Below are 17,334 nucleotides of genomic sequence, written 5' to 3' on the forward strand. Positions count from 1 at the left end.
AAAACATCCCTACAGCATAATCACTGATAAATAATTGCAAAATTAATGGTTGCGCTAGTTTTCCCGGGTTCAACATGAGCTGAGGTCGCGCGATATTTTGCCGTATAAAAAATTATATTTTGCCCTGCAGTAATAGCTGACTTCAGCTTCGGTGTTGTATTAGGAACAACCAGTTCACCTGATTCATCAAAAATGCCAATACCTACTCCTCTAGCACTATCTCCGCCGTATCCCGCCTTGAAAACCTGTGGATCACTTTCGTCCGCCTGTCCGGTAAACATCACACTGGCGAACTGATTAGTGTTAGCATCACATTGTTCAAGTTTGATCCAGAATGGCTTTGCACTGGCCCAACTTCCGAGTCCGGAAAATGTATTTGCCGTTACTTGATCCAGCATAATAGTTTGTTGCAGGCTTTGCGTATCAACTGAACAGGAAGTACCTACCACAGCACCGTAAAAATGAATCGCCCCCCCTTCAACCATATTTTCACGGTTTGCTTTGGAGGGGGTTATAATTAAACATTCTAAAACAGTGATAATGAAAACAAGACGAAACATGTTATGGCCTGCAGTCATTAATATTCAATAATTCCCCCCGTATTCAACGGGGAGAATATGCTTCAAAATCAGGAATAGGTGATCTGGAAGGTAGCTACAGATTCAACCGCACCTGCAGTCGCTGAGGCTGGATCGACCACAGAAACATAGTCCACACTCATTGCGATTTTGTTTGTGCCTTTAGACAGCGTCTGGCTTGAAGAGGCTTTGCCCAGATCCAGCTTGTTGCCATCTGGACCATAGAGCTGCAACGCAACACCCGTTGCGGCGCCAGACCCAGCTGTATTCGCCAGAACACCAGCCTGATCCGGGTTGGACTGACCGTTAAAGGTTACGGTGGCATTGGTGTAGGTGGTTACATCACAGTCTTCCAAAGTGATGTCAAACGCTTTAGCCTGACCTGACGCTTCCCCTTTATCGCCCAGGCTGCTTAACGTCACCTGATCTAAATGAATAATGCCGTTCTCAGAATCAGCACTGACAGAGCATGGTGCATCCGCTACGGAACCAATGAACTGAATAGAACCACCACTGACGGTGGAGCTGCTGGCTGCCTGTGCTGTAAATGCCGCACTGGCCATTACAGACGCGGCGATGATAGAAATAATCTGTTTTTTCATGATTGTTGAATCCTTAGGCTAAAGACAAATTTCCTTGCGAACTCATAAAACATAACATTGCTTTATGATGTGGATAATTCTTACAGCTTTTACAGACTCTTCAAATCAATAACGAATCTTTTCCAGGACATAAAATCCTGAAAAAGATTATTTTTAATAAACGCACAAAACACACCTGCGTTAATATTAAGCATATCAGCAGGGATTTACGCAAACAATATTAAATGGACTTGTCTATTAACCCGGAAAAATCTCTGGAGAACATAATTGAATTCAAAAGCGATATTTTTAACCTGTTGCCTTACTGCTGCAGTAAGCCAAAGCGCTCATGCCACTGTCACCATCGGAGGAACCCGAGTTCTTTACGATGGAAATAAAAAAGAAGTGTCATTAAGCGTACGTAACCCTGATACGAGCCCCTATCTCATTCAGTCTGTTGTCGAAAATCTGGATAAAGGCCCGGAGAAGCCCCCCTTTGTCATTACCCCACCACTTTACAGGCTCGATGGGGGAAAAGAAAATTTGATGCGAATTATTCTGGCAGGCAGTCTACCGCAGGATAAAGAATCGATGTACTGGCTACGAGTCAAAGCGATTCCATCCGCTCCACGTGAGAAAAACACGCTGCAGATCGCGGTTGCGACCAGTATTAAGCTGATTTATCGCCCTCAGACATTAAAAGGCATCGATGTCGATAAAGAAAGCAATAAACTGTCCTGGCATATTGCGAATAACCATCTGGAAGTCAAAAACCCAACGCCATGTTTTATTAATTTTAATGAAATAGACGTTGCTGGAAAAAAAGTCGATAACGTTTCTTATGTTGCGCCCGGTGCTACCGCGACCTTCCCACTCCCGGCGGGGGGCAAGGGTGGAAATATTCAGTTTAGCGTTATTAGTGATTTTGGTGCTGTCGGTCAATTACATTCTACATCTCTTTAAAGAGTTATTATCATGTCTAGTCTTAACAAAAGTCTTATTTTTATTGCTGTAACAGTATATGCCATCGTAGGCGTTGCACATTTTGCACTGGCTGCCGATCCGGTCCAGATCACCGTCACCGGAAATGTCGTCGCAACCCCTTGTGAAGTGACTGCGGACAGTAAATCGATGAATATCGATTTGGGCCAAGGCTCTGACTTGCAAACAGCCGACCTGAATGCAGCAGGAAGTAGCTCAGACTGGGTACCTTTTACAATTGCACTTGAAAACTGCCCAGCGGGTACGTCCAATGTCACAGCGACTTTCCACGGCACGGCTGATGCGGATGATGCAGCCTCGCTGTATTCAAATACAGGCACTGCCACTAAAGTTGCCGTGCAGTTGGAAGGCGTTGACAGCACGCCATACGGCAACGGCAAAACATCCAAAATTGACATTGCCTCTTCAGCTGCCTCCTGGAAATTGCAAACCCGAGCATTCAGCAAAGCGGGGGGAGTGACTCCGGGTACGATCAGCTCCGTTATCACTATGTCTTTTGATTACAATTGATTGCTGTTAGATAGTGTAAGCGTAGCGGGAGACTGCCAGCGGAATGGCTGTCTCCCTATTTAAACTGAACGGATTTCACTCATGAGCTCATTCCCTTCTCTTAGTTTTTTCTTTCAGATATTCTCCATCCATTAAACCTATTCGAACTGATGAAACTACGACCGTAACGGTTCGCAGACGTAACTTTTACGTGCCATACTGATTCAGTTCCGATCCGATATAGCTTTAGTGATACCTCTGAAATGGTTGAGAATCATGAAACCTGAAAACGAAGAAAAAAAAATTATTGCAGCAATTTCGCATCAAAACCGTATACGCCATGCTCAAGCCAGGCAGGTCATTAGCATGGAAAAATATTCTGACGCCATGACACTGGTTATTCATGAAGGTACTCTTGCAGCCTATCGCACTAAAGGAAAATTACTCATGAAGTACTTTCAGGCCCCCATACTCGTGGGGATGAACGCCTTGATTGATATGAATGAAAATCTCTTTTTCAAAGCATGTGGAGAAGTGAAATATGAAATCATCCCGCGAGATGAAGTATTAGAAATCATAGAGCGTGAAAATCTCTGGAAAGAGGCCGCGTATGTCTACATGTTTGGCATAAAAAGGCTTGTAGAAGCCAATAACGTGACTGCCGGACTGTCTACCTACGAGTCAATCCGTCAGAATATATTTTCATTGATGAATGAAAAGGAAGATTTACGTCTTACAGTAAACGCTTGCGATTATATTCAGGAGAAAACGCACCTCTCTCGCAGTCGTGTTATGAAGATATTGAGTGACCTGCGCGTGGGGGGCCATATAGAAATTAAACGCGGCATTCTCCTTGCAGTGCACAAATTGCCAGAAAAATATTAACAGGATGGTGCCACAGTGTAGGTTGTGGCACTTTTCATTTTTTTTCTGCAATCCATTCCAGCGCCTTCTCCCCCGCCTCATCCACCGGTAAATACACCAGCAGCCGCGAGCCGTTTCGCGGTGCCGAGTACCAGTACATCTGCTGTAAATTAAATTCCCCCAGCTCGGGGTGGCAGAAGACCTTGAGCTGGTTTTCTACGCCGCGCACGTCGTTGCGCTGGTGCCACAGGGTTTTAAACTCCTCCGACACCGCAAAGAAACGCGCCAGTTTGGCTTCCCACAGCGGGTCGCCCCGGTGCTCGGCCATCGCCGCGCGGAAGTAGGAGACGAATATCGCCAGCGCATCATCGCGTTTGCCCAGTCGAGCGCGCCACGCCGGATGGGTGAGGAAAAGATAAATACAGTTGCGATCTTCTGGCGGGATCGCGTTGAAATCTACGCCCATCAAGTGGCCAAAGCTGTCGTTCCACGCCACGATGTCAAAATTCGGTTTCTGAATACTGGCAGGTTTTGGCATCAGCGTATCCAGCAGGCGGCGTGTGCCTTCGCTGATCCCCTCGCAGCACACCGCCTGCGGCGCTTCACCTGGCGGCAGGCCCGCTAAAACAAACAGGTGCCGGGCTTCGGTCGGCGTGCACTGCAGCGCTTTTGCGACTGCAGCCATCACCGCGCTCGAGGGATTCACATCCCGGCCCTGCTCCAGCCAGGTGTACCAGGTCACGCCCACGTCGGCCAGCAACGCCACCTCTTCACGGCGCAGACCCGGCGTGCGGCGGCGGCCGCTGCGCGGTAAACCCAGGCGCAGCGGATCGAGGCTTTCGCGCCGGGCGCGTAAAAATGCCCCGAGCTGTTTTCGGGTATCATCCTGAAGCGAGGTGACGGGTTCGGACATCAGTGCCATAACTCCCCCTGCATGGTAGTGCCAGTACCAGTATAAGCAAGAACTGGTACCCGTTTATCAGATGGTTAATCCTACGTCTCTACGATGTTTGACGCAATGGAGTTACCATGAATACGTCAGTTGTTTCACCGGGTCGCGCAGGCCTGATATTGCTGTTAACCGGCCAGATGCTACCGCTGATTGATACCTCGATCACCAACGTCGCGCTGGACTCCATCACGCATTCATTACACGCCACCGCCACCGAGCTGGAGCTGATTGTCGCGCTCTACGGCGTGGCCTTTGCCGTCTGCCTGGCGCTCGGCAGCAAGCTGGGAGATAACCTCGGGCGTCGTCGTCTGTTTATGTGGGGCGTGGCAAGCTTTGGCCTGGCCTCGCTGCTGTGCGGAATGGCGGGCAGCATCGAGCAGCTGCTTGCCGCACGTATCGTTCAGGGCGCGGGGGCAGCGCTGATTATGCCGCAAATTCTTGCCACCCTGCATGTAACGCTCAAAGGCACCGCGCATGCCAAAGCCATCAGTCTGTTTGGCGGCATCGGCGGCATCGCGTTTATCGTCGGGCAAATGGGCGGCGGCTGGCTGGTCTCGGCGGATATCGCCGGCCTGGGCTGGCGTAACGCCTTCTTTATCAACGTGCCCATTTGTCTGGTGGTGCTGGCGCTAAGCCATCTCTATGTGCCCGAAACCCGTCGCGATACCCCATCGCGTATTGACTGGACCGGCACCGTCCTGCTGGCCATGATCCTCTGCTGCCTGCTGTTCCCGATGGCGCTTGGCCCGCAGTGGCACTGGTCCTGGCCGCTGAAGGTCGCGCTGATTGCGATCATCCCGCTGGGATATCTGATGATACTGAACGCGCGTAAGAAAGAGCGTGACGATGCGCATCCGCTGATCCCACCGCGCCTGATGCAGCTTCACAGCATCCGTTTTGGCGTGTTGATTGCCATGCTTTTCTTCAGCGTCTGGTCCGGGTTTATGTTCTGCATGGCGCTGACGATGCAAACAGGTCTGGGGATGGCACCGTGGCAGTCGGGGAACAGCTTTATCGCCCTGGGGGTAACCTACTTTATCTCCGCGTGGTTTGCCCCGCGCCTGATTGCCCGCTACAGCACCAGCACGATCCTGCTGACCGGGCTCGCTATCCAGATTATCGGCCTGCTGGCGCTAATGGCCACCTTCCGTCACTGGGGCATGCACAACACCGCGCTCACGCTGGCCCCCGCCACCGGGCTTGTCGGCTATGGGCAGGCGTTGATTGTGAACAGCTTCTACCGCATCGGCATGCGCGATATTCAGCCTGACGACGCGGGCGCGGCAAGTGCTATTCTGAGTACGTTACAGCAGGCTGCGCTGGGGCTGGGGCCGGCGATATTTGGGGCGATTTTGCTGCACGCATTGCAGAACCACCGGGGGGATTACACGCAGGCAGTCAACGTCTTCCTTGTGGTAGAAACCGCCATGATGATGGTGCTGGCGCTGGCCACGTTACGCATGCGTCAGCGCCTGTGCTTGCCGGCCGTGAAGGCCTGTCAGGCCGCCAAATAAGCCCGTGAATTTGCATAATAGATCCGCAGCCGCCATTATGGGGCTGCATCAATACAGGAGACGTTATGCAGGAATTAATTGCTCAGGTTGAAGAGTTAGGGATTGAAATTAATCACACCACCTCTTTAGTGATTATCTTTGGTATTATTTTTCTTACCGCCATCATCGTTCATTTTATTCTGCACAAGCTGGTGCTGCGAGCCTTCGAGAAGCGCGCGCAGGCCAGCAGCCATTTATGGTTGCAGATCATCACGCAGAACAAGTTATTTCATCGCGTGGCCTTTACCCTGCAGGGGATAATCGTCAACGTTCAGGCGGTGCTCTGGCTGCAAAAAGGCAGCGAAGCGGCGGAAATACTGACCACCTGCGCGAAGCTGTGGGTAATGGTCTACGCCCTTCTCGCCTTCTTCTCGCTGCTGGACGTGATTTTTAATCTGTCGCAGAAAATGGCCACCGCGTCGCAGCTGCCGCTAAAAGGGATATTCCAGGGCGTTAAGCTGGTGAGCGCGATCCTGGTGGGGATTTTAATTATCTCCCTGCTGATTGGTCAGTCCCCCGCGATTCTGATCAGTGGCCTGGGGGCGATGGCCGCCGTGCTGATGTTGGTCTTTAAGGATCCGATTCTCGGGCTGGTAGCGGGCATTCAGCTTTCCGCCAACGACATGCTCAAGCTCGGCGACTGGCTGGAGATGCCGAAATATGGCGCCAACGGCACGGTGACGGACATCGGCCTGACCACCGTTAAGGTGCGTAATTTCGATAATACCATCACCACCATCCCGACGTGGGCGCTGGTGTCTGACGCCTTTATTAACTGGAGCGGCATGTCGGCCTCCGGCGGCCGTCGCATTAAGCGCAGCCTGAATATTGACACCACCAGCATTCATTTCCTCGATGAGCAGGAGCAGCAGCACCTGATTAAGGCAAAACTGCTGAAGCCGTATATGGCCGCACGCCATGAGGAAATTAATCTGTGGAATCAGGAGAACGGTGAAGGGGAATCGGTACTTAATCTGCGCAAGATGACCAATATTGGCACCTTCCGCGCGTACCTAAATGAATATCTGCGTAACCATCCGCGCATTCGCAACGATATGACTCTGATGGTGCGCCAGCTTGCGCCAGAGGCCAACGGTCTGCCGATCGAAATATACGCCTTCACCAACACGGTGATCTGGGCGGAATATGAGGCGATTCAGGCTGATATCTTCGACCATATTTTCGCGGTCGTGGAAGAGTTTGGTCTGCGTATTCACCAGTCGCCGACCGGGAACGATATTCGCTCCCTGGCGGGCGTGATGGCGAAATAATCAGGCGCTGGCGCGGGAAATAAAGCGCCAGTCCAGCATCACCCTTTCCGTGGGCGCATCCGGGTTGTCGATTTTGTTCATCAGCAGATCGACCGCCTTGCGCCCGATATCCCGCGACGGCTGCTGGATCGTGGTGAGTGAAATCATCTCGGCCAGTTCCGTACCGTCAAAACCTACCACCGCAATATCGTCCGGCACGCGCAGCCCCGCCTGCTGAATCGCCCGCAGCGCCCCTGCTGCGAGGGTATCGGAAACCGCAAACACCGCGTCCGGCGGAGTGTCCTTCAGCAGCTTTTGCATCGCCGCCATCCCCGCGCTGGAGCTGAGATCGCTGGCGTATTCCACTGCCTGATAGTCCAGATCCTTTAGGTGGATCACGCTTTTGTAGCCACGCTCGCGCAGGCGAGCATATTTGTAGCTTAAGTCGTGGTTGATCAGCGCGATGCGTTTACGGCCGCTGTCGGCCAGCTGGGTGACGACATGCTGCGAGGCATCCACGTCGTTAATGCCCACGCAGGAAACTGCGCCCGCATCGGCATATTCCGCGCACTGTACCCACGGCGCGTTGCCGATCAGCGCCGAAAGTTCAGGAAGTTTGGAAAACGCGTCCATGGTGATGATGCCGTCGACAATTTTACCCGACAGCAGGCGCAGCCCCGAGCGGGAACGTTCGATATCAGAACCAGAGTTGCACAGCAGAATGCGGTAGCCGTTCTTCTCGGCCTCTTCTTCGATGCCTTTCACCACTTCGGCGCAGAAGGGGTTGGCAATGTTCGAGACCATCACCAGGATCATAGAGCTGCGGGCCGTGCGCAGCTGGCGCGCCAGCAGATTAGGCTGGTAGTTACTCTCTTTAATCGCCTGCAGGACGCGATCGCGGTTTTTTGCTTTCACGGTATCGCTGTTGTTGAGCACGCGGGAGACCGTCGCTACGGACACCCCGGCCAGCTGAGCGATTTTCTGAATTGACATAGCGACGACACATCCTGCGGTTAGCGTTTTGTGCAGGCTACCATAAATTCGCTGCCCGGCGAACCGGGCAACGCGTCAGTGCTCCACGCCAATCCAGCGCTGTTGCTGATGGCTTTTCACTATAGCATCAATGATATACATCACGTTTACACCGTCGTGGAAGGTCGCAAAGAGCGGCTGTTCAGGCATTGCTCCCGCCTGCACGGCCCGGTAGAACTGCGCCATCATATTTTTGAACGCGTCCGGCCAGCCTTCAATATGTCCGCCGGGGAAATGGGCGCTGTCGGCCACGTCAGGATTCATCAGGCCCGGATCGTCGCTCAGCGTCTGATTCGCCTGCGCGCGATGGCCGATCCACAGCTGCTGCGGCACCTCCTGATCCCACGCCACTGACCGCTCGCTGCCGTTGATTTCAAAGGTCAGGCGGTTTTTGCGCCCGGCACTCACCTGCGAGACGCTAAAGCAGCCTTTGCTGCCGTCGTCAAAGCGGAACAGCACGGAGCCGAAGTCTTCGGTGTTGACCGGTTTGTCCTCATAGCGTGCGTGCTCGTCGTGCACGAAGGTCTGATTTCCAGCCACGTTAGCCTTGCGCGTCGGCCAGACGATGGCGAGATCGGCCATCACCTCGGTGATGCGCCGCCCGGTGACAAACTGCACCGTGTCGCACCAGTGGGAACCGATATCCGCCACCGCGCGCGATGCGCCGCCGAGCGCCGCATCTACCCGCCAGTTGTAGTCGGTTTCAAGCAGCATCCAGTCCTGCAGATAGCTGCCGTGCGCGGCAAACAGCCGCCCGATGCTGCCCGCGCGCATCATGCTTGCCGCCTGGCGCACCATCGCGAACTGGCGATAAACAAAGCTGACGCCGTGCACCACGCCCGCCTGCTCGGCCAGCGCCACCAGCTCGCGCGCCTCGTCCGGGGTCATGCACAGCGGTTTCTCGGAAAAAACGTGCTTTCCCGCGCGCAGGATCTGGCGGTTAATCTCCGCGTGCAGGTTGTTCGGCGTGCAGTTGTGCACCACGTGCAGATCGGGATGGGCGAGTAACGCCTCCACGCTGCCGTAGGCGTGCGGGACGTTCAGCCGACGCGCTTTTTCCTGCGCCTGCGCCAGCGTGCCGTCGCACAGGGCGACAACCTGCACATCGCCGAGACGGCGCAGCGCCTCGATATGCGCCGGGCCGATAAACCCGCTACCGATGATGCCGACGTTAATCATTCGCGCCTCCTGCGGCAAAATCATCAAACGCGCGCCCGGACACCGGGATGATATGACGGCGAATAAACGCGCTGCCCTCACTCGCGCCGGTATCACCGTCCTTCAGGCAGCACTCCCACTCCAGCACCGCCCAGCCCTCATAGTTGTACTGGGTCAGCTTGCTGAAGATACCTTTGAAGTCGATTTGCCCGTCGCCCAGCGAGCGGAAGCGACCGGCACGGTTGATCCACGGCTGGTAGCCGCCGTAAACGCCGCTGCGCCCGCTGGCCCTGAACTCGGCATCTTTGACGTGGAACGCCTTGATGCGGGAGTGGTAGAGATCGATAAAGCTCAGGTAGTCCATCTGCTGCAACAGCATATGGCTTGGGTCGTAGAGAATGTTGCAGCGCGGGTGATGCTCGACAAGCGCGAGGAATCGCTCGAAGGTCACGCCATCGTGCAAATCCTCTCCCGGATGCAGCTCAAAGCAGAGGTCGACGCCCTGTTCATCGAAGACATCCAGAATCGGCCGCCAGCGGTTAGCCAGCGCCTGAAAAGCCTCCTGAAAGCGCTGTTCGTTGTGCGGAGGCCACGGATAGAAAAACGGCCAGGCCAGCGAGCCGGAGAACGTAGCGTGGGCTTTTAGCCCTAATTTTGCAGAGGCCGCTGCCGCTTGCTTGAGTTTCTCTGTCGCCCACGCCCGTCGGGCTGCGTCATTGCCGCGCACGGCCGCAGGCGCGAAGTGGTCAAACGCGTCGCTGTAAATTTCGCTTACCGCGACAAGCTGCCCTTCAAGATGCGTCGACAGCTCGCTGATGACCAGCCCGTGCTTCGCCAGCGTGCCGGTAATGTCGTCACAATAGGTTTGGCTTTCGGCCGCTTTCTCCACGTCAAAAATGTGCGGATGATTGCAGGGGATCTGCACCGCGTTATACCCTTTCTCCGCCGCCCAGCCTGCCAGCCCGTCCAGCGTGTTGAACGGGGGCTGCCCGCCGATAAACTGCGACAGAAAAATACCCGGTCCCTTAATCGTTCTCATAACCCCTCCTGAACATTACGCCTTGTCATCGTCATACCTGAACGTGAGAAGGAAAATCAGCGCGATCGCCGCGGCGGCCACCGCCGGGATCCACCAGAATGTCACCCACGCCTGCGGCACGGCCTGACCCGCCACCAGGCGGTTGTAAAGCGCCCCGGAAATCTGCGAACCGAGCAGCATCCCGATGCCGTAGGTGAACATCACAATCATGCTCTGCGCCTGGCCTTTTACTTTTTCGCCCGCCACGCGGTCGGTGTAGATAAAGCCCACGACAAAGAAGAAGTCATAGCACACGCCGTGCAGCAGAATGCCGATGTACAGCAGGAAACATCCCTCTTCGCTCACGCCGAGGGCAAACATGGCGTAACGCACGAACCACGCCAGCATGCCGATCAGCAGCATATATTTCACGCCCAGGCGGCGGAACAGCAGCGGAATAACCAGCATGAAGACGATTTCCGACATCTGCCCGAATGACATCGCGGTGCTGACGTCTGCAATCCCTGCGTCTGCCAGATAGGACGCGGTGTAGGCGTAGTAGGTGCCGAGCGGCACGGAAATCAGCATCGCGCAGACGGAGAAGACGAAGAAGTGACGGGTTTTAAGCAGCGCGAAGGCATCCGCGCAGAACAGGTCACGCACCTTAACCGGCAGCCCTTTTGCAGGGGCTGGCGTGTGCGGCAGCGTCAGGCTGTAGATCGCCAGCAGCACGGAGCTGGCCGCTGCCACCTGAAAAATGGTGACGCTTGCGGCCACGCCGGTAACGCCAATAAATATCCCCGCCACAATCCAGCCGACAGTGCCGAACACGCGAACCACCGGGAAAGTTTTATCGACGTTTGCCAGGCTGTGAAACGCGATGTTGTTGGTCAGCGCGAGCGTTGGCATGTAGCAGAGCGTGTAGCCAAACAGCAGACCGATCAGCAGCGCGCCGTTTTCAGCAACGAGCGCGCCCGGCACGAACCACAGAATCGCCGCGCCCGCGAGATGCATCACCGCCATCACCTTCTGTGAGGCAAAAAAGCGATCCACCAGCATGCCGAGCACAAACGGCGAGAGAATAGACGCAATTGGCCCGGCGGAGAACGCATCGCCAATCAGCAAAGACATGTTGTGCTGGGTCATCACCAGGCCGAGCGTGACCGACCAGCTACCCCAGATAAAAAACTGCAAAAACATCATTAACGACAGCCGCGGAACCAGCAGCCGGTGCTGCGCTATCGCCTTTCCACTACTTTCAGTTGTTGACACCATGATGAGCCTCACCCAAAAAAAGTAATCGATTACAAAAAAGGTTGAAGTAAAAAGTAATCGATTACAAATTAAAGATCTTGTGGATCAAAACAGATTTGGGAGGGGGGTCACGATAAAGGTGAAGTGGCGCTTTGCAGGCCCGGTAAGCGTAGCGCCACCGGGCGTGAAGACGGGTGCCCTCTCCCACATGGAGAGGGAGAAAAACGGGCTACTTTTTGCGTGAGAGCTTAAACGCGATAAACAGAAACACCACCCACACCGGCAGCAGCATCGCCGACAGACGCATGTCATCCATGGTGCACATCAGCACCAGAATCAGCCCCAGGAACGCGATACAGATATAGTTCCCCGCCGGATAAAGCAGCGCTTTAAACTGCGTCTCACGGCCTTTGCGGCGCATCGCAGCGCGAAAGCGCAGGTGCGCGAGGCAGATCATGATCCAGTTCAGCAGCAGCGTGGCGACAACCAGCGCCATCAGCAGGCCAAAGGCCTCTTTCGGCAGCAGGTAGTTAATCAGCACCACCAGCGACGTAATCGCGCCTGAAAGCAGCAAAGAATTGACCGGCACGCCGCGACGGCTGACGCGGGTCAGGAACTTCGGCGCGTTGCCCTGCACGGAAAGACCAAACAGCATGCGGCTGTTGGAGTACACGCCGCTGTTATAGACAGACAGCGAAGCGACCAGAATGACAAAGTTCAGCGCCGATGCCACCAGATTGCTGTTCATATCGTGGAAAATCATCACGAAAGGACTGCTGTCTGATTTCACTTCCACCCACGGATAGAGCGCCAGCAGTACCACCAGCGAGCCGATATAAAACAGCAGAATACGGTACACAACCTGGTTGACCGCTTTCGGAATGCTTTTATGCGGATCGCGCGCTTCTGCCGCGGTGATCCCAATCAGCTCCAGCCCGCCAAACGAGAACATGATCACCGCCAGGGAGAGGACAAGCCCTTTCCAGCCGGTAGCCAGGAATCCGCCGTGCTTCCACAGGTTGTCAATATTCGCACGCTCGCCGCCGTGACCAGAGAACAGCAGCCACAGCCCGAAGCCAATCATGCCGATAATCGCCAGCACTTTAATGAGCGCAAACCAGAACTCGGTTTCGCCATACAGGCGCACGTTAACCAGGTTGACGGCGTTAATGATGATGAAGAAGGCCGCCGCCCAGATCCAGGTAGGAACATCCGGAAGCCAGTACTGCATATAAATACCTGCAGCGGTCAGCTCAGCCATGCCCACCAGCACGAACATCACCCAGTAGTTCCAGCCGGAAAGGAAACCTGCGAATGGGCCCCAGTATTTATAGGCAAAATGTGCGAAGGAGCCAGAAACCGGCTCTTCAACGACCATTTCGCCAAGCTGGCGCATGATCAGGAAAGCAATAATCCCGGCGATGCCGTATCCCAGCAGTACCGCCGGGCCAGCCATCTGAATCGCGGGGCCGATACCGAGAAACAGTCCGGTACCGATAGCCCCACCGAGGGCAATTAACTGAATATGTCGGTTTTGCAAACCACGTTGCAGCGTCGGAGTCTGTTCCGACGAGGCTTCAGCATTCACAGTGTCTGAAGCGGATGACGCGTCTTTCACGTCCTACCCCTGTCTCTTTTTTAGAAGGGGCACGTTTTAACACTTCATGCTGGAGGTAGCAAGGGATTGGGGCATCCATGCCCCGGATAACGAGGGTGGAACTCAGAACTCGTAGCCAACCGACACTTTAAAGGTGCGCGGTTCGCCCTGAGTGATGTAGGTGCCAGAATCGTCAACGCTTGCCCAGTAGTTTTCATTGGTCACGTTGTCGATACCCGCACGTACCGTCATTTGGTTTTCATTATGATTAACCGCAAAGCGATAGCGCATGCCCAGATCCAGCGTGGTGTAGCTGTCCAGCTTTTTGGTATTGGCCAGGTCAGCATACTGCGTGCCGGAGTGGTTCACGCGCGCGGTGGCGGTCAGGCCATCGATCGGCTTGATATCATACTCCGCGCCCAGCACGGCGTAAAAGTTCGGGATGCCGATTGCATCGTTACCCTGATTTACGCCGTTGTTGGTTTTGGTCAATTCCGCCTGCAGCCAGGTGGCGCTGGCATTCAGACGCATGCCCAGCATCGGCTCACCAAACGCGTTCAGCTCCACGCCGCGGTTACGCTGTTCGGCATCTAATCCGTAATGACCGCTGCTGTTCAGAATAGCCGACGGCATTTTGATTTCGAACAGCGCCAGCGAGCCCCCTACACGACCAAAGTCCGCCTTCACGCCCACTTCGTTCTGTTTCGAATGCACGATGCCGGTGCTCTGGCCGTAGTTGGTCGCGGACCTGGGTGCGGTTTCACCCGGCTGGAGCGCTTCGGTGTGGTTCGCGTAGAGGGAAATCGTCTCCCACGGCTTGTAGACCACGCCGTAGGTTGGCATCCAGCGGCTGCCGTCAAAACTGTCTGCCGCATTTTCTACGCCGGTAACTTTGTTATAGCCACGGATCACCACTTTTTGATGACGCGCCCCAACGGTGAACAGCAGCGTGTCATCCAGCATGCCCAAGGTGTCGCTCAGCAGCCAGCCCTGCGTACGGGTGCGCCCGCTGGTCAGCGGATCGCTGTACTTTCCACCTGAACCATTGAAGTTAGAGCTGTCCGGCATGGCAACGTCGGTGTTGTGATAGATATTGGTGGTCGGGTTGTCTGCCGCCGCCGACATTTTCCAGGCAATCTTTTCGTTTTTGGTCATCGCGGAGTAACCCACGTTCACCTTGTGCGACACGACGCCGGTATCAAAGCTACCGCGAATGCCCGCCATCCCGCTGACGGAATCGCTAATGCGGTTGGTATCAAGGCGGCTGACCGTCGCCTTACCGCTTTTGTCTACCAGCTTAGGCGAACTGTAGATCCCTTCTTCATGCGCGTGCTGAGCGCCCAGGCCGGTATAGGCGGTCCAGCTATCGGTGATGTCATATTCGCTGCGCCACATCCCGAACTCATTTTCGATATTGCTGTAGGCCCATTTCTGCGAGAAGTTGCGATCGTTTTTCGGCGGCTCAGGGACAAAATCCACGCCGGAAATGTTGATGCTTGTCGGGCTACCGTGGAAGGTTTTCTTCTGATAGCCCAGATCCAGCGAGGTACGGACGTTGTTGCCGCTGTAGTCGAGGCCGGTGGAAAGCAGCGTGGTGCGGCGGCGATCGTCAGGCACGCCAGTTTCCCCTTCGCGATGGACCAGGTTTACGCGTGCGCCAAACTGGTCGTTGTCGCCAAAACGGCGGCCCGCATCCAGCGTGGTGCCAATCTGCGAATCGGAGGTGTAGTCCACACCAATTTTCGCCTGCGGAATGGCGCCCGCGTGTTTTGGCTCAAGGTTGATCATCCCGCCCACGCCAGAGCTTGCCGCACCGTTCATCAGGGAGTTTGCCCCTTTGAAGATCTCAATGCGATCGACCATCTGCGCATCCACGACCTGCCGCGGCAGCACGCCGGACAAGCCGCCAAAGGTCATGTCGTCGCCGTCAAACTTCAGGCCACGAATACGGAAGGTTTCCGCGCTGTTACCGTAACCCTGAACGAACTGCACGCCCGCATCATTCGCGACCACATCAGCAATGGTTTTCGCCTGCTGATCTTCCACCAGCTTTGAGGTGTAGCTGATGATGTTAAACGGCACGTCCATGGCATTTTGCTGGCCGAGCATCCCCATGCGTCCGCCGTTGGCGACCTGTCCGTCGAGGAAGGCCGGCACCAGCTGGTCGCCACCCGGCTTGAAAGCGTTGGCAGGCGCGGCCTGGACCACAAGGGTATCTTCTTTTTTCGCGTCGGCCGCAAAGGCGTGTGTCGCTGAGCCGATGGCGAGCGCCAGCAGCGTTTTGTGCATCAGGGTGTTATTCATAATTAACTCATTAAAAGTGCGCGCTAACATGGCCCGTCGTCGGGCCTTAGAGTGATTTTATATGCAATACAAATGAGAACTATACGCATTATACATTTATTGGCAAGGGTAGCCGCGCATTTCAGGCTGAGCAATATGGACTAAACGGATCGGAAGGATGGGAAGACGCCGTGGCGGGAAAGCGTGATGCACAACCACCCCGGATTAGGGGTGGTTGAAATGACATTATTTTTTCTTGTAAATATCGGCGGTGCCGTGGATCTTATTGTTGGTGTTACCTGAAGTGAGCACCAGCACATCAGCGCCTTCTTTGTCAGCTTTCTCAATCAGCTCTTTTTTCGCATCAGAAACAGAAACTTCATTTGCCGTGTTCACCGTACCGATTTTTTCATACTGTGATTCAACTTTCTCGAATTCAGTTTTTGTCAGCAGTTCAGCAGCAAAGGCATTGGTGGTAAACAGAAAAGCGGTTCCCAACAAAATAGCAGTCGTCTTTTTCATAACCTTTTTTCCTTGAGATTAATCAGCAACTACGAAAATCCTCACTCATGTTGAGGAGGTATATTGAGCATGGTCGAGAATCTCAGGAAATGCCATCAACTCAGGAAAATTGTTTTATAACAATCCATTGACTGAAAATACTAACGAACATTAAGAATAGTTGAAACACCGCCCCGTCTATAAAACGCGGGCGTTACCGGCGATATCAATTCGTACTGCCGCGCCCGGGTTCCATCCTGACTGGCTGACGGTTTTGAGGACGATGGGCTCCTTTTGACCGGCGACCGCTAGCGTGAGCGTGGACAAATGTCCGGTGAAATCCACATCGATAATCGACACGGGGCTCTCATGGGGCGCGCATGGCGTCACGCGCAGCTGTTCGGGGCGCATCATTACTCTCCCCTGCCCTGTCGCCAAACGATTATCCGTGCGCACTTCCCCGAGCGCGCATACCGCGTAGCCCGTCTCAAGCCGAGCGGGCAAGATCACGGCATCGCCAAGAAACAGCGCAGTCTCTTCATCAACCGGCTGCGTGTAAACCTCGAAGGGTGTTCCAACCTGCGTAAAACGCCCGGCGCGCATGACGGCCACCTGAGTGGCAAAGGACAGCGCTTCGTGTTGATCGTGGGTGACAAGAATCGAGGCCACGCCCGCGTCGGCCAGAAGATCGGCGGTCGCCTTGCGCGTCATGGCGCGCAGGCCGGTATCCAGCGCAGAGAAGGGTTCGTCGAGCAGCATCAAAGAAGGGCTTTGCGCCAGCGCGCGGGCAAGCGCCACGCGCTGCTGCTGCCCACCGGAAATCTCGTGCGGCCAGTGCGTAGCGAGCTGTTTGTCCAGAGAGACCCTCTCCATTAGCGCGGCAACGCGCTGCTGCTTCTCGCGGCGGGTTCCGTCTAGCCCCCAGGCGATGTTGTCCGCCACGTTGAGGTGCGGGAACAATGCCCCTTCCTGTGGGACGAAGCCGATGCCGCGCTGATGCGCGGGGACAAAACTGTTTTCATCGAACAAGGTTCGCCCCTGCATGTTGATACGCCCGCTATCCGGCGTTTCAAAACCCGCAAGAATACGCAGCAGCGTGGTTTTGCCCGACCCTGACGGTCCGACAATGGCCGTCCGGCTTCTCGGCGCAACGCTCAGGTTTAAATTATCGAGCACTCGCGCATCGGAAAACGATTTTGAAATGGACGTCAACTCAAGCATG

16 protein-coding genes are annotated in these 17,334 nt (G+C 54.9%); 5 read left to right on the plus strand and 11 right to left on the minus strand.

The genetic code is table 11. From position 1 onward, the window contains the following. Nucleotides 1-20: 20 nt before the first annotated feature. Nucleotides 21-560 (minus strand): fimbrial protein, encoded by a 540-nt coding sequence (locus V5P19_RS10850; protein ID WP_334403054.1) that lies wholly within the window; start codon nucleotides 558-560, stop codon nucleotides 21-23. Between the two features lie 68 nt (nucleotides 561-628). Next, nucleotides 629-1,180 (minus strand): fimbrial protein, encoded by a 552-nt coding sequence (locus tag V5P19_RS10855; RefSeq protein ID WP_334403056.1) that lies wholly within the window; start codon nucleotides 1,178-1,180, stop codon nucleotides 629-631. A gap of 267 nt (nucleotides 1,181-1,447) precedes the next feature. Between V5P19_RS10855 and V5P19_RS10860 the strand changes: the two genes are divergently transcribed. From V5P19_RS10860 to V5P19_RS10870, 3 genes are all read left to right on the plus strand, one after another. Then, a complete protein-coding gene (locus V5P19_RS10860; protein ID WP_334403059.1) occupies nucleotides 1,448-2,122 on the plus strand; it encodes a molecular chaperone in 675 nt (224 codons plus the stop codon). 12 nt (nucleotides 2,123-2,134) lie between these two features. Further along, nucleotides 2,135-2,671, plus strand: a complete 537-nt coding sequence (locus V5P19_RS10865) for a fimbrial protein (protein WP_334403061.1) — start codon at nucleotides 2,135-2,137, stop codon at nucleotides 2,669-2,671. Between the two features lie 255 nt (nucleotides 2,672-2,926). Next, on the plus strand, nucleotides 2,927-3,535 hold the full coding sequence (locus tag V5P19_RS10870; RefSeq protein WP_334403063.1) for a helix-turn-helix domain-containing protein: 609 nt from the start codon (nucleotides 2,927-2,929) through the stop codon (nucleotides 3,533-3,535). Nucleotides 3,536-3,569: 34 nt separating this feature from the next. On the opposite strand, the gene V5P19_RS10875 is transcribed toward V5P19_RS10870, so the two are convergent. Continuing rightward, the gene (locus tag V5P19_RS10875; protein ID WP_334403065.1) at nucleotides 3,570-4,436 is read right to left on the minus strand and encodes a helix-turn-helix transcriptional regulator; all 867 of its coding nucleotides are present in this window, start codon (nucleotides 4,434-4,436) and stop codon (nucleotides 3,570-3,572) included. Between the two features lie 107 nt (nucleotides 4,437-4,543). On the opposite strand from V5P19_RS10875, the gene V5P19_RS10880 reads away from it, so the two are divergent. Both V5P19_RS10880 and V5P19_RS10885 read left to right on the plus strand, forming a co-directional pair. Beyond that, a complete protein-coding gene (locus V5P19_RS10880; protein ID WP_334403067.1) occupies nucleotides 4,544-5,980 on the plus strand; it encodes an MFS transporter in 1,437 nt (478 codons plus the stop codon). 65 nt (nucleotides 5,981-6,045) lie between these two features. After that, nucleotides 6,046-7,290, plus strand: coding sequence for a mechanosensitive ion channel family protein (locus tag V5P19_RS10885; RefSeq protein WP_334403069.1), 1,245 nt, complete (start codon nucleotides 6,046-6,048; stop codon nucleotides 7,288-7,290). Here V5P19_RS10885 and V5P19_RS10890 read toward each other — a convergent pair whose 3' ends face one another. From V5P19_RS10890 to V5P19_RS10925, 8 genes are all read right to left on the minus strand, one after another. Next, entirely contained in the window at nucleotides 7,291-8,262 is a 972-nt protein-coding gene (locus V5P19_RS10890; protein ID WP_334403071.1) for a LacI family DNA-binding transcriptional regulator, read from the minus strand. A 75-nt stretch (nucleotides 8,263-8,337) separates the two neighbouring features. Then, on the minus strand, nucleotides 8,338-9,480 hold the full coding sequence (locus tag V5P19_RS10895) for a Gfo/Idh/MocA family oxidoreductase (RefSeq protein WP_334403073.1): 1,143 nt from the start codon (nucleotides 9,478-9,480) through the stop codon (nucleotides 8,338-8,340). Beyond that, entirely contained in the window at nucleotides 9,473-10,498 is a 1,026-nt protein-coding gene (locus V5P19_RS10900) for a sugar phosphate isomerase/epimerase family protein (RefSeq protein WP_334403074.1), read from the minus strand. The genes V5P19_RS10895 and V5P19_RS10900 overlap by 8 nt, the downstream gene beginning before the upstream one ends. 15 nt (nucleotides 10,499-10,513) lie before the next feature. After that, complete coding sequence (locus V5P19_RS10905; RefSeq protein WP_334403076.1) at nucleotides 10,514-11,752, minus strand: MFS transporter; 1,239 nt, start codon at nucleotides 11,750-11,752, stop codon at nucleotides 10,514-10,516. A 208-nt stretch (nucleotides 11,753-11,960) separates the two neighbouring features. Then, a complete protein-coding gene (pheP, locus tag V5P19_RS10910) occupies nucleotides 11,961-13,349 on the minus strand; it encodes a phenylalanine transporter (protein WP_334403078.1) in 1,389 nt (462 codons plus the stop codon). A gap of 102 nt (nucleotides 13,350-13,451) precedes the next feature. Beyond that, on the minus strand, nucleotides 13,452-15,632 hold the full coding sequence (locus V5P19_RS10915) for a TonB-dependent siderophore receptor (protein WP_334403080.1): 2,181 nt from the start codon (nucleotides 15,630-15,632) through the stop codon (nucleotides 13,452-13,454). A 225-nt stretch (nucleotides 15,633-15,857) separates the two neighbouring features. Further along, nucleotides 15,858-16,133, minus strand: coding sequence for a DUF1471 family periplasmic protein YahO (gene yahO / locus V5P19_RS10920; protein WP_334403082.1), 276 nt, complete (start codon nucleotides 16,131-16,133; stop codon nucleotides 15,858-15,860). Nucleotides 16,134-16,310: 177 nt separating this feature from the next. Next, nucleotides 16,311-17,333, minus strand: a complete 1,023-nt coding sequence (locus V5P19_RS10925; RefSeq protein ID WP_334403085.1) for an ABC transporter ATP-binding protein — start codon at nucleotides 17,331-17,333, stop codon at nucleotides 16,311-16,313. Nucleotide 17,334: the final 1 nt, after the last annotated feature.

This window comes from Enterobacter sp. UNJFSC 003 (assembly GCF_036903355.1).
GTDB lineage: Bacteria > Pseudomonadota > Gammaproteobacteria > Enterobacterales > Enterobacteriaceae > Enterobacter.